The 18,913-nt window shown below is 36.3% G+C and carries 13 protein-coding genes; 5 read left to right on the top strand and 8 right to left on the bottom strand.

Going from position 1 to position 18,913, the window contains the following annotated elements; translation table 11 throughout:
• Positions 1-30: 30 nt before the first annotated feature.
• Positions 31-2,769, bottom strand: coding sequence for a fibronectin type III domain-containing protein (locus FN817_RS00065; protein ID WP_142716171.1), 2,739 nt, complete (start codon positions 2,767-2,769; stop codon positions 31-33).
• 292 nt (positions 2,770-3,061) lie between these two features.
• Here FN817_RS00065 and rplS point away from each other — a divergent pair, with 292 nt between their 5' ends.
• A complete protein-coding gene (gene rplS / locus FN817_RS00060; protein ID WP_047376947.1) occupies positions 3,062-3,418 on the top strand; it encodes a 50S ribosomal protein L19 in 357 nt (118 codons plus the stop codon).
• A 138-nt stretch (positions 3,419-3,556) separates the two neighbouring features.
• Here rplS and FN817_RS00055 read toward each other — a convergent pair whose 3' ends face one another.
• Positions 3,557-4,402, bottom strand: coding sequence for an AraC family transcriptional regulator (locus FN817_RS00055; protein WP_142716170.1), 846 nt, complete (start codon positions 4,400-4,402; stop codon positions 3,557-3,559).
• A 75-nt stretch (positions 4,403-4,477) separates the two neighbouring features.
• Between FN817_RS00055 and FN817_RS00050 the strand changes: the two genes are divergently transcribed.
• Positions 4,478-5,620 (top strand): MFS transporter, encoded by a 1,143-nt coding sequence (locus tag FN817_RS00050; RefSeq protein WP_142716169.1) that lies wholly within the window; start codon positions 4,478-4,480, stop codon positions 5,618-5,620.
• A gap of 112 nt (positions 5,621-5,732) precedes the next feature.
• Here the strand turns inward: FN817_RS00050 and FN817_RS00045 are convergent, their stop codons facing one another.
• The 4 genes from FN817_RS00045 to rpsA all read right to left on the bottom strand — a co-directional run bounded on the left by FN817_RS00045 (position 5,733) and on the right by rpsA (position 12,727).
• Positions 5,733-6,725 carry an alpha/beta fold hydrolase gene (locus tag FN817_RS00045; protein WP_142716168.1) on the bottom strand — a complete coding sequence of 331 codons (993 nt, stop codon included), beginning with the start codon at positions 6,723-6,725 and terminating at the stop codon, positions 5,733-5,735.
• An 83-nt stretch (positions 6,726-6,808) separates the two neighbouring features.
• Positions 6,809-7,795: an EamA family transporter gene (locus FN817_RS00040; RefSeq protein ID WP_142716167.1), complete on the bottom strand. Its 987-nt coding sequence runs from the start codon at positions 7,793-7,795 to the stop codon at positions 6,809-6,811.
• 125 nt (positions 7,796-7,920) lie between these two features.
• Complete coding sequence (locus FN817_RS00035) at positions 7,921-10,548, bottom strand: T9SS-dependent M36 family metallopeptidase (protein ID WP_228451428.1); 2,628 nt, start codon at positions 10,546-10,548, stop codon at positions 7,921-7,923.
• Between the two features lie 388 nt (positions 10,549-10,936).
• Positions 10,937-12,727: a 30S ribosomal protein S1 gene (gene rpsA, locus FN817_RS00030; RefSeq protein WP_047376953.1), complete on the bottom strand. Its 1,791-nt coding sequence runs from the start codon at positions 12,725-12,727 to the stop codon at positions 10,937-10,939.
• Positions 12,728-13,231: 504 nt separating this feature from the next.
• Here rpsA and FN817_RS00025 point away from each other — a divergent pair.
• Positions 13,232-14,539, top strand: a complete 1,308-nt coding sequence (locus FN817_RS00025) for a DEAD/DEAH box helicase (RefSeq protein WP_142716165.1) — start codon at positions 13,232-13,234, stop codon at positions 14,537-14,539.
• Between the two features lie 105 nt (positions 14,540-14,644).
• Here FN817_RS00025 and FN817_RS00020 read toward each other — a convergent pair whose 3' ends face one another.
• Positions 14,645-15,538 (bottom strand): SMP-30/gluconolactonase/LRE family protein, encoded by an 894-nt coding sequence (locus tag FN817_RS00020; RefSeq protein ID WP_142716164.1) that lies wholly within the window; start codon positions 15,536-15,538, stop codon positions 14,645-14,647.
• Between the two features lie 257 nt (positions 15,539-15,795).
• Between FN817_RS00020 and ccoG the strand changes: the two genes are divergently transcribed.
• Positions 15,796-17,238: a cytochrome c oxidase accessory protein CcoG gene (gene ccoG, locus FN817_RS00015; RefSeq protein WP_142716163.1), complete on the top strand. Its 1,443-nt coding sequence runs from the start codon at positions 15,796-15,798 to the stop codon at positions 17,236-17,238.
• 107 nt (positions 17,239-17,345) lie between these two features.
• On the opposite strand, the gene FN817_RS00010 is transcribed toward ccoG, so the two are convergent.
• Positions 17,346-18,227 (bottom strand): AraC family transcriptional regulator, encoded by an 882-nt coding sequence (locus tag FN817_RS00010; RefSeq protein ID WP_142716162.1) that lies wholly within the window; start codon positions 18,225-18,227, stop codon positions 17,346-17,348.
• A gap of 213 nt (positions 18,228-18,440) precedes the next feature.
• On the opposite strand from FN817_RS00010, the gene FN817_RS00005 reads away from it, so the two are divergent.
• On the top strand, positions 18,441-18,785 hold the full coding sequence (locus FN817_RS00005) for a MerR family transcriptional regulator (protein ID WP_047423629.1): 345 nt from the start codon (positions 18,441-18,443) through the stop codon (positions 18,783-18,785).
• The last annotated feature ends 128 nt before the right edge of the window (positions 18,786-18,913 follow it).

Genomic DNA, 18,913 nt, shown 5'->3' with positions numbered 1-18,913 from the left:
CCTCTCCGTTATAATTGTGTTTAGTTTACCTTACTGAATGATCAGCTTTAAAGTAAATAGTTTTCTTCCGTGTACTTTTACAAAATAAACGCCTGCCGGAAGGTTTTCATTCACCAAAGAGAAACGCTGGTTATTGATATTTTTCGATACATAAAGCAGTTCTCCTGAAGCTGAAACCAATTCGATTTTCTCAATCGGGTAATCACTCTTAATAAAAGTAGGCTGTCCCGGTTTGGTCGGATTTGGGTACAACACTACATTTTTCTCTGTACTTCTGGTTTCTTCAGTTCCTAATGTTGGTGAAGTTACCTGGAACTGTACTCTGTTTGAAACTTCCGTATAAGAATCATTGGTAAACATGACCATATAATAGTTTCCTGGTGTGGCAGGAACTGCTGTTCCCTGGATGGTTTTTGTTCCCTGAGTTACTCCGTCAAAATAGGTATAAGAAACGAAGTTATCATCCGGTGTCTGAACACTTTGAGGATAAATTCCTAACCAGTCTTTGATAATTCCCGGAGAATCTGTCCATGAAGCCGTAATATTTTCACCTAAAGTATATACCGGTTTATTGATCCAAAGATCGGTCACGATATCCCCTACTTTAAAGAATACCTTCTCCCCGATTCCATTATATCCGTCTTCCAGCAGATACTGAGCGTAATAATATCCTTTCGGAAGTCCTGTGAAATTAAGCGTTCCTGATGCAGTCGTTACATAGCTCCATTTGATAGAAGCTGTAGTTCCCGGAGTCTGTCCCATTTTATAAATCCCGATCCAGTCTTTCTGTAAGTTGGGTCCGTCTGTAAAATTAAGAACAACTGTTCCTCCTACCGGATACGTATCAGAAGTTGTCTGCAACTGAACTTTCGGTCCTACATAGAAATTTTTTCTTGGAGTAATTTCTGTATAACCACCATTTGCAAAAAATCCTGCAAAATACTGACCTTTATTAGCCATACCATTATTAAAAGTAACTGTTCCTGCTACCTGTCCGTTAGTATAACTGTATACCTGTGAAGTAGTAGTGGCCGGCGTTTGCCCTTTTTTATAAATTCCTACCCAATCCTGCTGATTCCCCGGACCTCCGGTGAAAGTAGCAGTAATGGCTTCATTTTGGGCGTATTCTGTTTTATTTAAAGTAAATGTAGGATTTGAAACAACACTTCCGGTGATTTCAAATTGCTTTACATCACTCCAGTCACTCCACTCCAGGTTTCTGTCTCTGTAACGCGTTTTCACGTAATAGATTCCGTTTGGAATAGAGTTAGCAGCCAATGTTGCTTTTGTAATGTCTACTCCATCATTCAGGTTTTTGGTTTTATCCGGAGTTCCGTTTCCGTCTTTTCCGAACCAGTTTTCAAAATCGCGGTAAAATTCTTTTTCAATCACAGAAAAAGTGGATGTCTTACTGATCAGGAACTGCGTTGTGTTCAGAAGTTCATTATTTGAAGAGGCAAATGCACTTCCATTCAATGTCAAAGGTAAAGTAATAGCCCCTGAAAAATTGTTTGTAATGGATGGTTTTGCCGGTTTAGGCTGATTTTTATACCTGTGGAAAGAATCTACCAGTACATTATTTTTCTTGTTGTAAACTCCACCGATAGAATAACATTCAATATCCACTTTTCCGGTTGGAACATCTACTTCCACAATTTGGTATGTCCAGTCTGTCAAGGTTTTCTGAACATCATCAAAATCCTTTTCATTAGACATTCCCCAATACTGATCCCAAGCCGTTCCACCGGAAATAATCTGATAGTTCGGTGTATTCTTAAGCTGTCCTCTGTGGTATAAATGATGGTGGGCCCCCACGTGCATTAAATATTTATCAGAAGTTACCAGAAGCGGTACGGCATTTTCTCTTACCCATGTAGAGATATCTCCCACATATTGTTCAGCCTGATAAGGTCTGTGGCTTAAAGAAATGATCCAGTCTACTGTAGTATCATTGTTAGCCGCTGTTAAGATCTGCTGAAGCCATGTTTGCTGTGCTGATCCTGTATGTTCTGAGCTTAAGCTCACAAACAAAACGTTACCAGCCTGCTGAGCATAATAATTCTCATTTCCTGAGCTTATCCCTTTATAACTAATCTCATCAATATAAAAATGGGCATAGTAAGAATTCATTCCCATCGTTCCATAGGTTTCATGATTTCCTACAGTTGTCTGGATTGGCAAATACGGTGATAATTTGATATTCTTTTTAAAGTGAACATTTTCATAATGGTCCAATGTTCCTACATCCACCTGATCTCCCACCATAAAAGTAAGAGCAACATTATCAGACGGATCTGAAGTGGCTCCGAATTTTTCTTTTAATTTTTTATAGGCATTCAAAGTAAGCGTATCATATCTGGGCTCAGCTTTAATCTGGTTGTCCCCCATAATAAGGAAACGGATCTTTCCATTAGCCGTTACAGCCTGTCCCGGCAGAGGAAGCGTTCTGAAATTGTAGACGGCAGACTCGCTGGTACCTGTTTTTATCTTATAATAGTATTTCGTATTCGGCTGCAGATTGGTAACCTTTGCCGTATGATAATAATAGTTGTTGTTGTACCCTGTATCTGAAAAGATATTGGTAGTTCCTGTTACTGTTACGTTCAAATTCGTTGGGGAATCTCCGTAGATAACGGTTGTTTCATTATTGGAAGCAGTTTTCCAATTGACGATCATAGAATTCGGGGTTGGATTTTGTAAATAGGGAAACAAAACCTGCCCGAAAGCCATCTGGACCGCGAAACAAAAAAAGAAGAAATAATGTTTCATAATAGCTTTAGTTTAAAAAAACATATAGTTTTAAGTTGTGAATCAGGAATTTAAAAATCGGTGTTAAGATTTTTTATTTTGGGCAAAAGTAGAATTCCCATATAAACTCTGTCTGATGGTATTTTAAAGAAACCGTTAATTTTTTAGCAAAAACCGAATGAAAAAATTATAGTTTTTAGTACATTAATTATTTGGCATATTCAAAAACTATTTTGTACATTTGCAACCTGTTATTCAACCTCTGACGAAGAACGTGTAAGTTGCTTAGCTTTAACATTTTATTTTATTAATAATGGATTTATTAAAGTACGTACAAGACAAGTACATTGCTAAAAAAGAATTCCCTGAATTCAAAGCAGGTGATACAATTACTGTGTATTACGAAATTAAAGAAGGACAAAAGACAAGAACTCAGTTCTTCAAAGGAACAGTTATCCAATTAAGAGGTACTGGTTCTACAAAAACTTTCACTATCAGAAAAATGAGTGGTGATGTAGGTGTAGAAAGAGTATTCCCTATTAACCTGCCTGCGCTTCAAAAAATCGAGCTTGATAGAAAAGGTAGAGTTAGAAGAGCTAGAATTTACTACTTCAGAGACCTTAGAGGTAAAAAAGCAAGAATCAAAGACGCTGCTTACAAGAAGAAATAATTCAGACAACAATACATACAAAAAGAGGCTGTTTACACGTAAACAGTCTCTTTTTTTGTTTAAAACTCTTTTTAATTCTCTATTTGAAGTTCCTTTTCCTGTTTCTAGATTATCCATATTATTCAACCCTGTCAATGTTTAGAACCTTGACAGGGTTTGGAAGGGTTCATCTATCCAATCTCTTTTATCACCTGTAAAGATATTACTATGTTTTATGAGATATTGCAAAGGAGTCGAGCCTGTCTGCTTTTTGAAAAAATCTATAAAAGCACTGTCTGAAGAGAAGTCTAGAATATGAGACACCTCTCCTATTGAATTACCTTCCACCAAAAGTTCAATGGATCGCTGCAACCGCCACTGCTGCCTCCATTCCTGGTAAGACAACCCTGTTTCTTTTTTAAAAATACGGCTGATTGTTTTCTCCACTGCTCCGGTTTTTTCAGCAAGATCTTTCAACATCGGCGGCATAGCATAACGCAGAGTCCACTCTTCTGAAAACTTCTTAAAACGTCTATCTTGCGGTATTTTAAGTTCCAGCTTTTCTTCCGGAGCCCCGTTTATTTCATCCCAGAACACATTAAGCAGATTGACCTGATCATTTCTGAGCTCTGACCATTCCCAAAAGCAAATCCTTTCAATAATTTCTTTTAATAATGGATTGACGTGCAAAACTCTAAGACTGGTGCTCATATATTTTTCTGCATAACATTCATCAAAATAAATTGACCTGTAAGCAACAATATTTCTGAAATTCACCCTATGAGTCTCATTGACAGGAATCCAGAGCATTCTGAATGGAGGCAGAACAAGTTGTCTGTCAGAAGTAGTAACGGTCATACAGCCAGATGGCGCATATAACAACTGAGCCTTTGTTGTATGAAAATGAAAGCCGGAATCATGCATCACCATATCAGAAGCTATTCCAATTACTTTTTCCCGGATAGAATCCGCATCAAACTCTTCATTCTGTTTCAATACAGCCATGTCTTATTTTTGATATTTTTTGTTTTTATATCATTATAAATATACATTGAAATTTTGGAAACTTTGTAGAAAAAAATGAAAAAGACAAATCCCATTTGGCTGCTGACTGTACTTATAATGCTTCCTCAGTTTGTGGAAACCATTTACAGCCCGGTTTTACCAATGATTCAGGAGCGATTCGGAGTGAAAGAAGAATCTACTGCCCTGACGATCAGCTTATATTTTATAGCATTCGCTCTTGGAGTGGCATTTTGGGGAGTACAATGTGATAGAATAGGAAGGAAAAAATCCCTTGAATACGGACTTATTACCTATGGAATTGGAACACTGACAGCTGTTTTTGCACCCAATTTCATGATTCTGCTTAGTGCCAGAATTATTTCTGCATTTGGAATATCTGTGGGCTCTATTGTTACACAAACAATTCTAAGGGATACTTATGATCAAAACAATATCAGCAAAGTATTTTCATGGATCGGAATTGGTTTGTCCATAAGCCCTGTCATAGGAATGATTACAGGATCACTGTTAGCTTCTTCTGCTGGACATCAAGGCGTTTTTATAACACTATGTTTGCTTGCAGGACTGTTTTATATTCTTTCCCGTAAGAGAATTTCAGAAACTCAACATTCAGTAAAAGAAATCAACATAAGTATTTTAACTGACTTATTAAAGAGGATGCTTTGTGACCCAGCGATTATAAAGTGTTGTTTACTGATTATGAGTTTTAATGTCTTGCTGTTTTCTTACTACTCACTGGCTCCGTTTATCTTCAAAGAGCACCATTATTCTTCTTATATTTTCGGATACAGCAGTGTTATATTAGCTGGCGGAACATTTGCCGGAGCAAAACTTAACAGATTTCTGTTATTGAGAAACATACAACCTAAATATTTAGTTGAAGCAAGCACATTTACCGCATGTATCGCCTCAATTTTCGTATGGATTCTGGTGAGTAAAGGGATATACTTTTTAATTCCATACTTCTTCATTGTGATGGCATTCAGCATTGCAATCCCGAATATTCTGAGTACCGCACTTATCCATTATAAAAACGAAACCGGAAGTGCAGGAGCTTTGCTGGGACTTATTTATTATATCCTGATAGGTTTAGGATTGATAAGCATTGGTTTTATACAGAATTTAGGAATTTCCTGTGTCTTGTTTTCTGGAATTGGAGTTTGCACTTTAGTATTCTTTGAATACAGGAAAAATTAATTTTGAAACATTAAGTTTAATAAAGAAAATAAGAATCGTTAAGCTTCATCAAAGATGAAAATGAAGAAGAAGAAGGCCCAGTTTCATATAAAAACTTAATGTTTCAAGTATTTTATTGTATAAAGTTATACAGAGCTTCAAAGAACTGAGGGTATACTTCAATATGTGGAAGATGCCCTACGTTCTCAATCTCTATAAGTTTTGAGCCTGCAATTTCACGCTGGGTTTTCTTTCCTAATTCCTGATACTGTCCCATTTTTGACTGAAGTTCTTTAGGCGCTCTATCTTTCCCTATTGCCGTTCTGTCTCTTGTTCCAATAATAAGCAGCGTGGGAACTTTAATATTTTTAAACTCATAACATACCGGCTGATTATAGATCATATCCGAGGTGAGTGCTGCATCCCAGGCTACCTGAGGGTAATCTTTATGAAGCGTCCATCCTGCAATCAGATCAAGCCAGGGCTGATATTCTTCTTTCCATTTGTTATCATAATAAAATTTGAGCTGATAATTTTTATAGGTTTCCGCAGTATTTTTCAGTTCGGACTGATACGCCTGGTCGATTGTCTGATATGCTGCAAAAGTCTTATAATCCTCCAACCCGATTGGGTTTTCAAGAATTAGCTTCTGTACTTTTTCAGGATACAATAGTGTAAATCTGGTTGCTACCATTCCCCCCATTGAATGTCCCAGAACGATTGCTTTATCAATTTTCAGTTCATCCAAAATTCCTTTCGTATTCTCTGCTAATTGTGAAAAAGAAAACTGATAAGAATGAGGTTTAGATGATTTACCAAACCCGATCTGATCAGGAATTACTACTCTGAATCCTTTCGCAGACAAATCCTTTGCTGTTCTCTCCCAATATGCTCCGTTGAAATTCTTTCCATGAAGAAGCATTATTGTTTTTCCATTGGATTTTTGTGGCTTTACATCCATATAAGCCATTTTCAAATCCTCTCCCTGAGACTTAAAATTGAGAAAATGAACTTCATAAGGATATTTATAGTCGGAAAGCATTGCATCCAGAGGTTTTACCTGTGAAAACATAAAACCGGACACGATCAACGCAAAAGCAGCCGTTATATTTCTGAAATGTTTCATCAAACTTTTATTTAAAGATTAAAATTAAAAAAAACCGCTCCAAAAGGAACGGTTTCAACTGTTATTTTTATTTAAATATTTTTCTAAGATAATTCTGCTACCGAAACTTCTTTCACTTTTTTTGAAGGTAAATTCATCAGAACAATAGCAAAAAGGATCAAAGCAATTCCTATCCATTGAATCAGAAATACTTTCTCCCCTAATAAAACAAAGGCCATTGTCACGGAAACCGGAAGTTCCAGTGAGGAAACAATACTTCCCAGACCTAACCCCGCATTTGGAAATCCGATATTGAATAAAATTGGCGGAATAATGGTTCCAAAAAGAGCCAGGATAAATCCGTATGTCAGGAATATTGAATAATTGAATGAATGGATATGTTCTGTATTATCTGTAAAATTCAAGTATAATGATTTTAAACCATCAAAATACATAGGCCCGATCTGTGCAAAGAATAAAAATGCAAAAACCACTACAGAACCACCCGCCAGCATAATAATACTTTTCCTGAAAACCGGAAGATGGGTTGCCAGCGTATTGGATGTGAACATTGTCAAAGTATAGGAAGCAGCGGCCATCAATCCCCAGAAGACTCCATGCCAGTCCAGCTCAATTTCCATATTGATAAGATTCGTGGCTAAAACTGTTCCCAACAATACGATAACTACAGAAATTACTTTTCTTGCATTGGGTAGTTTTTTTGTAAGAATACTTTCCACCACCACACTGAACCATACCGACTGCATCAAAAGTACTATAGCAATTGAAACATTGATATACTGTACAGCAATATAATAGAATAAGCTTGTTCCTCCTAAAGAAGTTCCTGCAAGCAGTAACATTCTGACTTCTTTAGAATTTGGCAGCGATAATTTTTGTTTTGAGGTTAGAGTCTGAATAAAATTGAGGATCAAAAGTCCTGTCAAACCTAATACAAACTGGGAAGTAGTTACTTCCGAAGTTGTGAAACCATCATGGTAAGCCATTTTCACAAAAGTGGCCAACATACCGTATATACTAGCTCCAATCCCTACAAATAAAACACCTTTTAGTATATTTTTCTTCTTCATAATTTTTTTTACAGCCTGCAAAGTTACGACATATAAATTAAACCTATCTTAAGTGTTATAATGATAGATAAACAAAATCGCCACAAGCAAAGCTTGTGGCGATTTTGAAATTAAATATAAGTAAATTATTTTTTAACCATTACTTTTGAAGCGGCTTCAAAACCAAGTCCTTTGATTTTCACCATATAAGTTCCATTTACCAGGTTGCTTGTAGAAATTGCTTTCTTAGCGTCCGGTGAAATTTTATCTTCAGAAGAAACCAGTTTACCAGACATATCATAAAGTTCTACACTTACTTTTCCAAGAGTATTGCTTGGGAAGTTGATATAAAACTCGTCTTTAGCAGGGTTTGGATAGATAGAAATATTTTTATTTTTATCACCATTCACTTCATTGGTCGCTAATAAACACTGTTCCGGTACATTAAAGTCCTGCACCTGATCATTAATATTATTCTTCACTCCCGCAGATGCACTCACTCCTAAACCTCTTCTTGCGAAAACGCCCCAGATCATACATTTATCAACACCTCCGGTAGTTGCTAACTCTGCTGCTAATATTGCATTTCTTCCATCAATAAAGCTAGGGTTACATCCCTGAAGTTTCAAAGCATCTGTTACCAGCTGTAATACTTTTGTACTTCCGTTAGGCGTTGTAGATAAGACATCCGAAGAATACCCATATTTTTCAACATATTTCCAATGAAGATCCCATAACATAGTAGCCCAAACGAAACCAATAGAGTGTACATCCGGAACAACTGCTGATCCGTTATTATATTCCATTCCATTGGTATCTCCATATGTAAATCCGTTAACTGCAAGACTTGTTGAATATTTGGCAGGTCTGATACCAGCACCTGTTATCGCCTGACCTAATGCATAAGTACCTGTACCTCTTGCCACAGTAGCATTGTCTCCAGCTTTATTAGTCAACATTAAAGCAAAGAAATCAGACCATCCTTCTCCCATTTGTTCTTTACTTACCCCTGCATTCAGACAGTTATATCCTGTCCCTGTCATTCTGTTGGATATTCCGTGACCATATTCATGAGTTACGATTCCGTTATCAAAACTTCCATCAGGAGTCATATTTCCTTTCAAGGTAACATTTACTGTTGTACTTGCTGCCATCTGAGTTTTGATATATTCTCCTTCTGCATTGGTAATAAGCACCGAAGGAATTATAATTGTCGGATCGTTACCTGCCATATTACCTATAGTAGCCCCATTCACTGCGTTGTTATAAACAATCGCTGCTTTAGCCCCGGCATCCTGAAGGTTTTTCACTTTAACAGCAAAAGAACATGTTCCTCTTTCAACCAGTCCTATTTTATTAGTCAATGAACTTGCAGGCAAAGCTGTACAACCATCCAAAACTGATGAAAGTGCTACATCTCCTGTAATACCGCTCATAGGTAATGGATTACCAAATTGTGCAGTTCCTGCCCCCGGTGTACGGGAAATAGCAGTACTTGGTGCATTATAATAAAATACTCTTCCTACCGGAGACCAAAGGTACATCTGCATTTTACCATTGTAGCCATCCTGTCCTGAAGAGAAATTTGCATTATTTAATCCGCTGCCATCCTGCGCCTCTGCATATACAGAATCATCATCTCCTCCTACAGGTCCATTACCAAAATTGTTCTGCTGGAAGTTTCTGGCAGATTCTGTAAATCCAAACTTATAGAAAACATCATGAATTCTATTATTCAGATAAAATAAATTCGTAATGGCAGCATTCCTGTTATTTAAAGGAGTTTCATTGATATTAAAAGGGAAATCAAAATTTCTTGTAGCCCCACCATCTGCCGGAGCTCCTGTAAGATAATCAGGTGCTGTTAAAGCTGTTCCTGAAGCATCTTCATAGGCAAAAACATTATTTCCTCTTGTAACCGTATAATGATTGGTTCCGTCAGAATGCCATCCTTCAGGAGAAGCACTCAGGATCCAAGGATTAGTAATGATTGATCTTGAACCAAAAGTAGGTGCTTCAATTGGCAATGGAAATACGTTATATGATGCATTATCCGGTAAAAGTAACGGAATGTTATTCTGTGCTACATTATTTTGAGGCCCCATTAGGGTATTTTCAAAATGATCAGCATGGCCGTACTCAGCATCTGAGCTATAAGCATCATGATGGAAATTACAAGATAAAGTCAGGTTATTTTTTAGCAGGATATTTCCATTGTTGGCATCTACTAAAATATTCCAGTAATTCGGAGTCTTTGGTTCCGTTAAGGTATATTCATAAGCCAAGCGTAAGTTTCCGCTCTCGTCGTTGGTATATACAAGTCTTTGATTGGCAGATGTAGCTTTTTTTTGAGTCTTTTCAAGATATTCAAGAATTGTAAAATTTGCAATATCAGGATTTTTCAGGTCTTCAGCAATTTTTTGAAGCGCTGTGCTTTTATTAATAGCAGCTGTACCAGAAGTAGATGCAGTATAATCTTTTACAAAATTGTCCGTATAATAAACAATTTTATTGTCCTTGATCAATGCTGTTCCCACAGAACTGTAAATTGGTAAACCATTATAAGTCTGTAAAAATTTCACAACATTACCATTTAAGGATTTTGAAGGATCTACAATATCAACAATGATATTATTAAGATCAGACTTTTTATATTCTCTTATTTTATTTTGAGAAATATAATCTTTAATCAGTTTTTCATTATCCTGTCCGAACAATACAGTCGGAAATGCAGAAAATACTGCAAATAAAAGGGGTAAAGCTCTATTTTTCATATCCATTATTAAAGCCGCTAATCTACAAATAATTCACATAACTTTAATATTTTTTTTATTAAAAACAAAAATATAAACGAATACATTGAAAATTGTCAGATTAATATTACTTTACATATTTCTCAATAAGGAGAACCTCATCATAAATTTATGCCTACCACATTATATTTAACCTATTTTTAGATCTTTACGATGTAATTATTTCATTAACCAAATCACACATCATTGTAATATTTCAATGATGATCTAATTTTACCTTATATTATTATTTTTTGAAAAAGCTATATTATCTGATTTTTTCTATTATTATATTTTTACTTTTAATAGGGTATAGAGATAAAAAAAGCCGCTCAAACGAGCGGCTCCTTATGTATGAATGGTTCAAAGATTATTTACCTTCTTCCATTTTTCTTTTCAACTCTGCTAATGCATCGATGTCTCCAAGAGTAGATCTTTCTTCGTTGTTTGAAGAAGAAGATACGTTTCTAGAAGAAGATTCTTTAACGTTTTTCTTTTCTTCGTCTCTGAAGATACCTGTGTGAGATACTACTACTCTCTTGAATTCTTTGTTGAATTCGATTACTTTGAATTGAGCATCTTCACCTTTTTTGATTTTAGATCCATCTTCTTTCTCTAATAATCTTGAAGGGCAGAATGCTTCTACTTCAGCATCTTCGAATTGAACAGAAGCTCCTTTATCGTGAACTTCTACAGCTTTACCAGCGTGGATAGTTCCTTCAGCATATTTAGTTTCGAATTTATCCCATGGGTTTTCAGTCAATTGCTTGTGACCTAGAGATAATCTTCTAGCCTGGATATCTAATTCAAGAACTACAACGTCTAATTTATCACCTACTGCACAGAACTCAGATGGGTGCTTGATTTTCTTAGTCCAAGAAAGATCAGAGATGTAGATTAATCCGTCGATACCTTCTTCTAACTCTACGAATACACCAAAGTTAGTGAAGTTTCTTACAGTTCCTACATGCTGAGATCCTACCGGATACTTAGCTTCGATGTTTTCCCATGGATCTTTAGACAATTGCTTGATACCAAGAGAAATTTTTCTTTCTTCTCTATCTAAAGTTAATACTTCAGCTTCTACTTCATCACCTACTTTTACGAAATCTCCAGCAGATCTTAAGTGAGTAGACCAAGACATTTCAGAAACGTGGATTAATCCTTCTACACCTGGAGCGATTTCTACGAATGCACCATAGTCAGCAAGAACTACTACTTTTCCTTTTACTTTATCACCTACTTTCAAGTCAGCAGAAAGAGCATCCCAAGGATGAGCTTCTAATTGCTTCATACCTAACTGGATTCTTGTTTTCTCATCATCGAAATCAAGGATTACAACTTTCACAGTCTGTCCGTCCTCTAGGATTTCAGATGGGTGGTTCACTCTAGACCAAGAAAGGTCTGTAATGTGGATCAATCCATCAACACCTCCTAAGTCAATGAATACACCGTAAGAAGTAATATTCTTAACAGTACCTTCAAGAACCTGACCTTTTTCAAGCTGAGCGATGATTTCTTTTTTCTGACCTTCGATATCTGCTTCGATCAATGCTTTGTGAGATACAACTACGTTTTTGAACTCAGGGTTGATTTTCACAACTTTGAACTCCATAGTTTTTCCTACGAACTGATCGTAATCTTTAATTGGCTTAACGTCAATTTGAGAACCAGGTAAGAATGCTTCGATTCCGTGAACGTCAACGATCATACCACCTTTAGTTCTTGATTTAACAAAACCGTTAACGATTTCTCCAGTTTCGTGAAGTTCGTTTACTTTATCCCAAGCTTTAAGCGTTCTAGCTTTTCTGTGAGATAATTGTAACTGACCAGTTTTGTCTTCTCTCTTGTCAACCATTACTTCTACCTCGTCACCTACTTTCAGGCCTTGGTTGTAACGGAATTCGTTAAGAGAAATAACACCTTCAGATTTGAAGTTGATGTCTACGATAGCTTCTTTGTCAGTTAATCTTACAACTCTACCAACTAAAACGTCATTATCGTTTAGGCTGTTAAGAGATCCGTTATAGATTTCTTCTAAATCGCTTTTTTCTTTTCTCGCATCTGCATCAAGACCTGATTCGAAAGAATCCCAATCAAATTGTTCTGGTGCTACGTTTTGGTTTAATAAAACCTCTGCTGAATTTGTCTCTTTTGACATTTTCTAATAAAAATTTGTATTCCTTCTTTTTTAATGGTTTGAATAAATGCGGATTAAAAAATACGGAAGTAATTAATTGTAAGTAATTTACCCATCAAACCTTTTCGCCACAAAAGTGGGTGCAAAGATAGGGATTTTATTTGAGATAAACAACAGGTTTCAGCGCGTTAATATTTAACTTATATATTTAAAAATCAATATTTTGATTAAATAATGCTTCGGCTTCACTCAGCAGACATATCTAATACTAACTGTTTTAAATTTAGAATGAAGCAATATTCGCTGTCATGCTGAGCATAAGCTTAAAGTTTACAAACGTAGTTACGAAGCACCTATAACTAATGGTGGACAAAATGAGATTCTTCATTTCGCTACGCTTCATTCAGAATGACAGTACCCCAGAATAAAACAATAACAATTAAAGAAGAGCAGCACTTCCCCTATCCCTCTCAACCCCTCAAACTCTCCCACGCAGCACCCGCTTAAATTCACTACCTTTGCACCATGGAACTACAATCAATCTATCAGAAGCTGCAGATTCAGGATATGAATCAGATGCAGAAATCTACTTATAATGCGTCTGAAAACAATACAGACATTGTTTTACTCTCCCCTACAGGATCTGGAAAGACTCTTGCTTTTTTATTCCCGGTTCTTCGGAATCTGAAAAAAAATGCTCAGGGGGTTCAGGCATTGATATTGGTTCCGGCCAGAGAATTGGCTCTACAGATTGAACAGGTTTTCAAAGCCATGGGAACAGATTATAAAGTATCTGTATGTTACGGTGGTCATGACAAAAAAATTGAGGTTAACAATTTAATTGAAGCTCCTGCAGTTTTGATAGGAACTCCGGGAAGGGTTGCTTACCATGTGAGAAATAATAATTTCGATCCGAAAACGATTAAAACCCTCGTTCTTGATGAATTCGATAAAGCGCTGGAGCTGGGTTTCCATGAAGATATGGAGTTTATTGCAGGTTCATTAAAAGGGCTTTCGCAAAGAATTTTAACATCAGCCACTGCAATGGATGAAATTCCATCGTTTACTGGTCTCAAAAATGAAAAAACAATTGACTTTTTAAAACTAAGTGAAGTAAAACCAGATATTCAATTGCGAAAAGTAATGACAATCTCTGAGGAAAAACTGGATACTTTGTTTAATTTAATCTGTAAAATAGGAAATAAAAGGACTCTTATTTTCTGTAACCACCGTGAAGCTGTTGACAGAATTTCTGAACTTCTTCATCAGATGGGAATCGACAGAGAAACCTTCCATGGCGGTATGGAACAAGACGAAAGAGAACGTGCATTGCTGAAATTCAGGAATGATTCTGCAAGAATTCTTATTACTACGGATCTTGCTGCCCGTGGACTTGATGTTCCGGAGGTAGAATCTATTGTACATTACCAGCTTCCTCCCAAAGAAGATGCTTTCATCCACAGAAACGGACGTACTGCAAGGATGAATGCCAAAGGTTTTGTATATCTGATCATGACAGAGGACGAAAATTTCCCATTCATTAAAAATAATACTCCTGAAGAAAATGTTGCCGGATTTACTAAAGTTCCGGAAAAAACACCTTTTCAGACTATTTATATCAGTGCCGGAAAAAAAGATAAGGTGAACAAAGTGGATGTTGTGGGATATCTTATCAAAAAAGGAGAACTTCAGAAAGAAGATATCGGTTTGATTGAAGTAAAGGATACCACGTCCTATGTTGCTGTTTCCAGAAGTAAAGTCAATGCTGTTTTAAGAAAGCTGCAAAACGAAAAACTGAAAGGAAAGAAAGTAAAAATGGAGGTTGCCTACTAAACCCTCCACTCGATACTCTATTGTCATTGCGAACGAAGTGAGCAATCTCATATTTAATGAAAAGGAGATTGCTTCGTCGCTGTGCTCCTCGCAATGACAAAAAAATTATTTAATCCCCCTTACTTTGGTAGGAAAAGTATACACAGATTTTGAAGCGGTAATGAAAAGAATGTCATTATTTTCTCCGCCAAAAGTTACATTGGAAGTCCATTTTTCAGGGATAGGAATATGGTAAATTTTCTTTCCTGAACGGTTAAAAATATGTACTCCATCTCCTGTAAGGTAAAGGTTCCCATGTTTATCCAGCTCCATTCCGTCTGAGCCCATTTCGCAGAAAAGTCTTTTTTCAGACAGTTTTCCTTCACCCAATATGTCATATACATAGGTTTTTCCGGCATCAATATCCGAAAGGTATAATTTTTTCAGTTTTTCACTACCTACAATTCCATTCGGCTGGGTAAATGTATCCAGCTTGGTTACTTTCCCTGATTTATCCCTGTAGTAAAGACTTTTGTGTGGTAATTCCTGCTTAAATCCTACCCAGTAATCCCTTTCATATAATGGATCGGTAAAGTACATTCCTCCAGCTTCATCATTCCATACATCATTGGGACCGTTGAACCTTTTCCCTTCAAAACCTTTAAGCAGAACTTCTACTTTTTTGTCTTTGGAAATTTTCCAGATTTCTCCCTGATCATCTGAGCAGGTAATCAAATATCCATCTTTGTCAAAGTGCGTTCCGTTTGCCCTTCCCGTCTTATCTAAGAATTCTGTTACTGTATTACTTTTCCAGTCCCAATAATAGATCTTATCATTGGGTTGATCGGTAAAATAAACATTCCCTTCTTTATCTGCTGATGGTCCTTCTGTGAAACTGAACGTATCGGAAACCCTTTCCGGCTTTACTCCTTCATAAAACATTTTACTATAATTTACTGATTGACAGTTTACCAATGCGAAAACCAAACCAATCATGCTTATTTTAAAGATATTCTTCATGCTTCATTTTTAAACCTGCAATTTACAATATGGCCTTCAGGTTTCAAAATATATTCCCGTTTTGATACAATAAAAATCATAAATACAAAATGTCCCAATTGTCCTATTTTTGAAGTAGATCATATTAGTAGTAAAAGGATATAATCCGGAGCTTTGCAGTAACAGGATCGATCGCTTTTTTCAATGAAAAAATCAATGCAAAAAAGAAGGTGAATCCTGCTTAAAATAGTACTAAAATACTTTTATAGCATACAACAATGAGCGCAGAGTCCAACAATATCAAGTCTTTGGAAATTGAAAATGAAGATTTCAGAAATTCAGTAGGAACAATGGATGAAACCGGAAAAAGGAAGTGGATATTCCCCAGAAAGCCTAAAGGAAAATACACCAACTACAGGAATTATACCAGCTATTTTCTTCTTGCCCTGTTTTTTGGACTGCCTTTTGTAAAGATCAACAATAATCCTTTTTTGCTCATCAATGTCATCGACAGGAAGTTCTTTATCCTTGGACAGCCTTTCTACCTGCAGGACTTTTTTATCCTTGCATTAGGCGCAGTAACCTCTGTCATTTTTGTAATGCTATTTACCGTAGTTTTCGGAAGGATATTCTGCGGCTGGCTTTGTCCCCAAACTCTTTTTATGGAAATGGTTTTCCGTAAAATAGAATATTGGATAGAAGGAGACCGAAATAAGCAGATGAAACTCGACAGACAGGAATGGGATGCTGAAAAAATAAGAAAGAGACTTACAAAATGGTCCGTATTTATATTGATTTCCCTGCTCTGCTCTACTTTCATGTTTATGTATATTGTAGGCTATGAACAGGTTTTCCTGATTATGCAGGAAGGACCTTCGGAACATCCTTTAAAGTTCATTACGATGATCTTTTTCACGATGACTTTCTATTTTGTTTTTGCATGGCTTCGTGAGCAGGTATGTACTCTGGTTTGTCCTTACGGAAGGCTTCAAGGAGTTTTAATTGATAAACAGACAATCAACGTATATTACGATTTTAAAAGAGGGGAAGGCCGTTCAAAATGGAGAAATAATGAAGACAGAAAAGCGGCTGGCAAAGGAGATTGTATAGATTGTAACCAATGCGTTGTTGTCTGTCCTACGGGAATTGACATCAGAAACGGACAGCAGTTGGAGTGCGTGAATTGCACAGCCTGTATTGATGCCTGTGATGAAGTAATGGAAAAGGTGGGTTTACCTAAAGGATTGGTTCGTTATGCTACAGAATCAGAAATTGAAAACAGCGAGAAGTTCAGGTTTACTCCGAGAATGAAAGCAACGACCGTCATTTTGGCATTGCTGATCGGGTTCCTTGGATTCTTGATGTATGACCGGGGTTCTATGGAGGCTAAGTTCATCAAACCAGCGGGCTCTACATTTTTCGTTAAAAATGGTAAAATCACCAATACCTTTATTTATACGCTTCTGAATAAATCTAATAAAAAAAAGACTTTAAGCATCAAAGTTATCACTCCATCGAATGCAGAAATCACTTATTTCGGTTCTGAAACAATCATCTTGAAAGGAGACCAGATCCTGAAAGGAAACATCAACATTTCTTTCCCTGAAGATGAGATTAAGTTTTCAAAACAAAATATGGTCATCGGAGTGTTTGATGAGAAAGGAAAACTGGTAGATTCATTTGAAACAACTTTTGAAGGACCTTTTAAGTTAGCTCTTTAGGTTGCAGGTAATAGGGATTAGGGAAAATACGCTGTGAAATATGGATAAATGTTTCAAATAAATGACAACCAGCAACTTTGAACTTTAAGCCTTGAACTTTGAACTCATTACGCCTTATATTTCCTCATAAACTGCGTGGGAGTCATTCCGGAGCTTTTCCGGAATACTCTTACAAAGTAGGAATATTCTTCGTATCCCAACCTGAAAGCAATTTCAACCAGGCTTTCATCCAGATACATCAACATTCTTTTGGCTTCCAGTACCACTCTTTCTGTAATCACATCTGTAGCAGTTTTTTGAACAACCGTCTGTACAATTCTATTCAGATGTTTTGATGAAATACCCAATAAAGAGGCATAATGGGCAATCGATTTATGTTCTGCAAAATGCTGTTCAATCAAATTTTCAAAATCCTGATAATGCTTAAAATAGGAAAGTCCGGCGGCAGAAGCCTGTGTATCAAAATCTTTTGAAAATAATCTGGTGGAATTAATAAAGATCTGAGACATCAATGACAGAATAAGACCTTCTTTCATTATATTTTTAGCATGATGTTCTTCTCCGAGTTCCTGAAATAAGGTTATATTTTTCTTCAGTTCCAAACTATCCAGCTGAAGTTTTCTAGGAAAAGACACAGATCCAAAAAAAGGAAAATTCCTCAGTTTCTGATTTACATAATGCATTTCATAAAATTCCTGAGAGCAAAAGAAAATATAACCATCAATATCTTCTGAAAGCTCCCAACTATGAATCTGCCCGGGTGACAGAAAGAAAAGACTTCCCTCAGAAACATCATACTTCTGAAAATCAATTTCATGTACCCCTGCTCCTTTGGTGAAAAGAACAGCAGCATAGAAATCATGTCTGTGAGGCTTTTCTATGTGACGATGCCCTACCACCAAATGATCTTTCATCGTATTAAAATAAAAATCTGACGTATTTTTACCTGCCTGGAAAAGATCAATATGAAGAACAGAGATAGGATTCATCACTTATTTTATATGTATGGTAAGGATTCACAAATTTAAACAAAAAAGAACTGGCATACTGCAGCCCTTCCTATCTGTTATAATAAACAGAGTTATTTCATGACCGCTTTATCTTTATATTTTCCCTTTATATAAAGTCTGACCGCACTTTTTGTAATATATTTTGGATGAAACTTTAAAAAATTTTTATCTTTGAAGTTTAGGAGTTGAAAAATGAAAATAAATTTAGCTGATAAACTGTATTATTCTATAGGAGAAGTAGCAAAAGCATTCGATGTAAACACTTCATTAATACGCTACTGGGAACAGGAATTTCCTATTATCAAGCCTAAAAAAAACAGAAAAGGCAACCGATATTTCACTCCTGAAGATATCAAAAACCTTCAGATGATCTACCATCTGGTAAAAGAAAAAGGATACACGCTGGACGGAGCCCGTATTGCTCTGACCACAAACAGTAAAATCTCCGAAACCATCACCCTTATTGACCGACTTGAGTTTGTAAAAGCTGAGCTTATTAAGCTGAAAGAGTCTTTGGGAGAAAGGGATGGTGAATAATTTTTTTGAAAATATAAAAAACTCCGCTGGGTGTAGACTGCACCCAAAAGTTTAGACAAAATTAAACAATATTATTATATGAAAGAGTTCGGTACTGTACCGGACTCTTTCCTTTTAGATTAAGTCTT

Source organism: Chryseobacterium rhizoplanae, assembly GCF_900182655.1.
Taxonomy (GTDB): domain Bacteria; phylum Bacteroidota; class Bacteroidia; order Flavobacteriales; family Weeksellaceae; genus Chryseobacterium; species Chryseobacterium rhizoplanae.
This window is presented reverse-complemented; position numbering and strand designations above follow the sequence as displayed.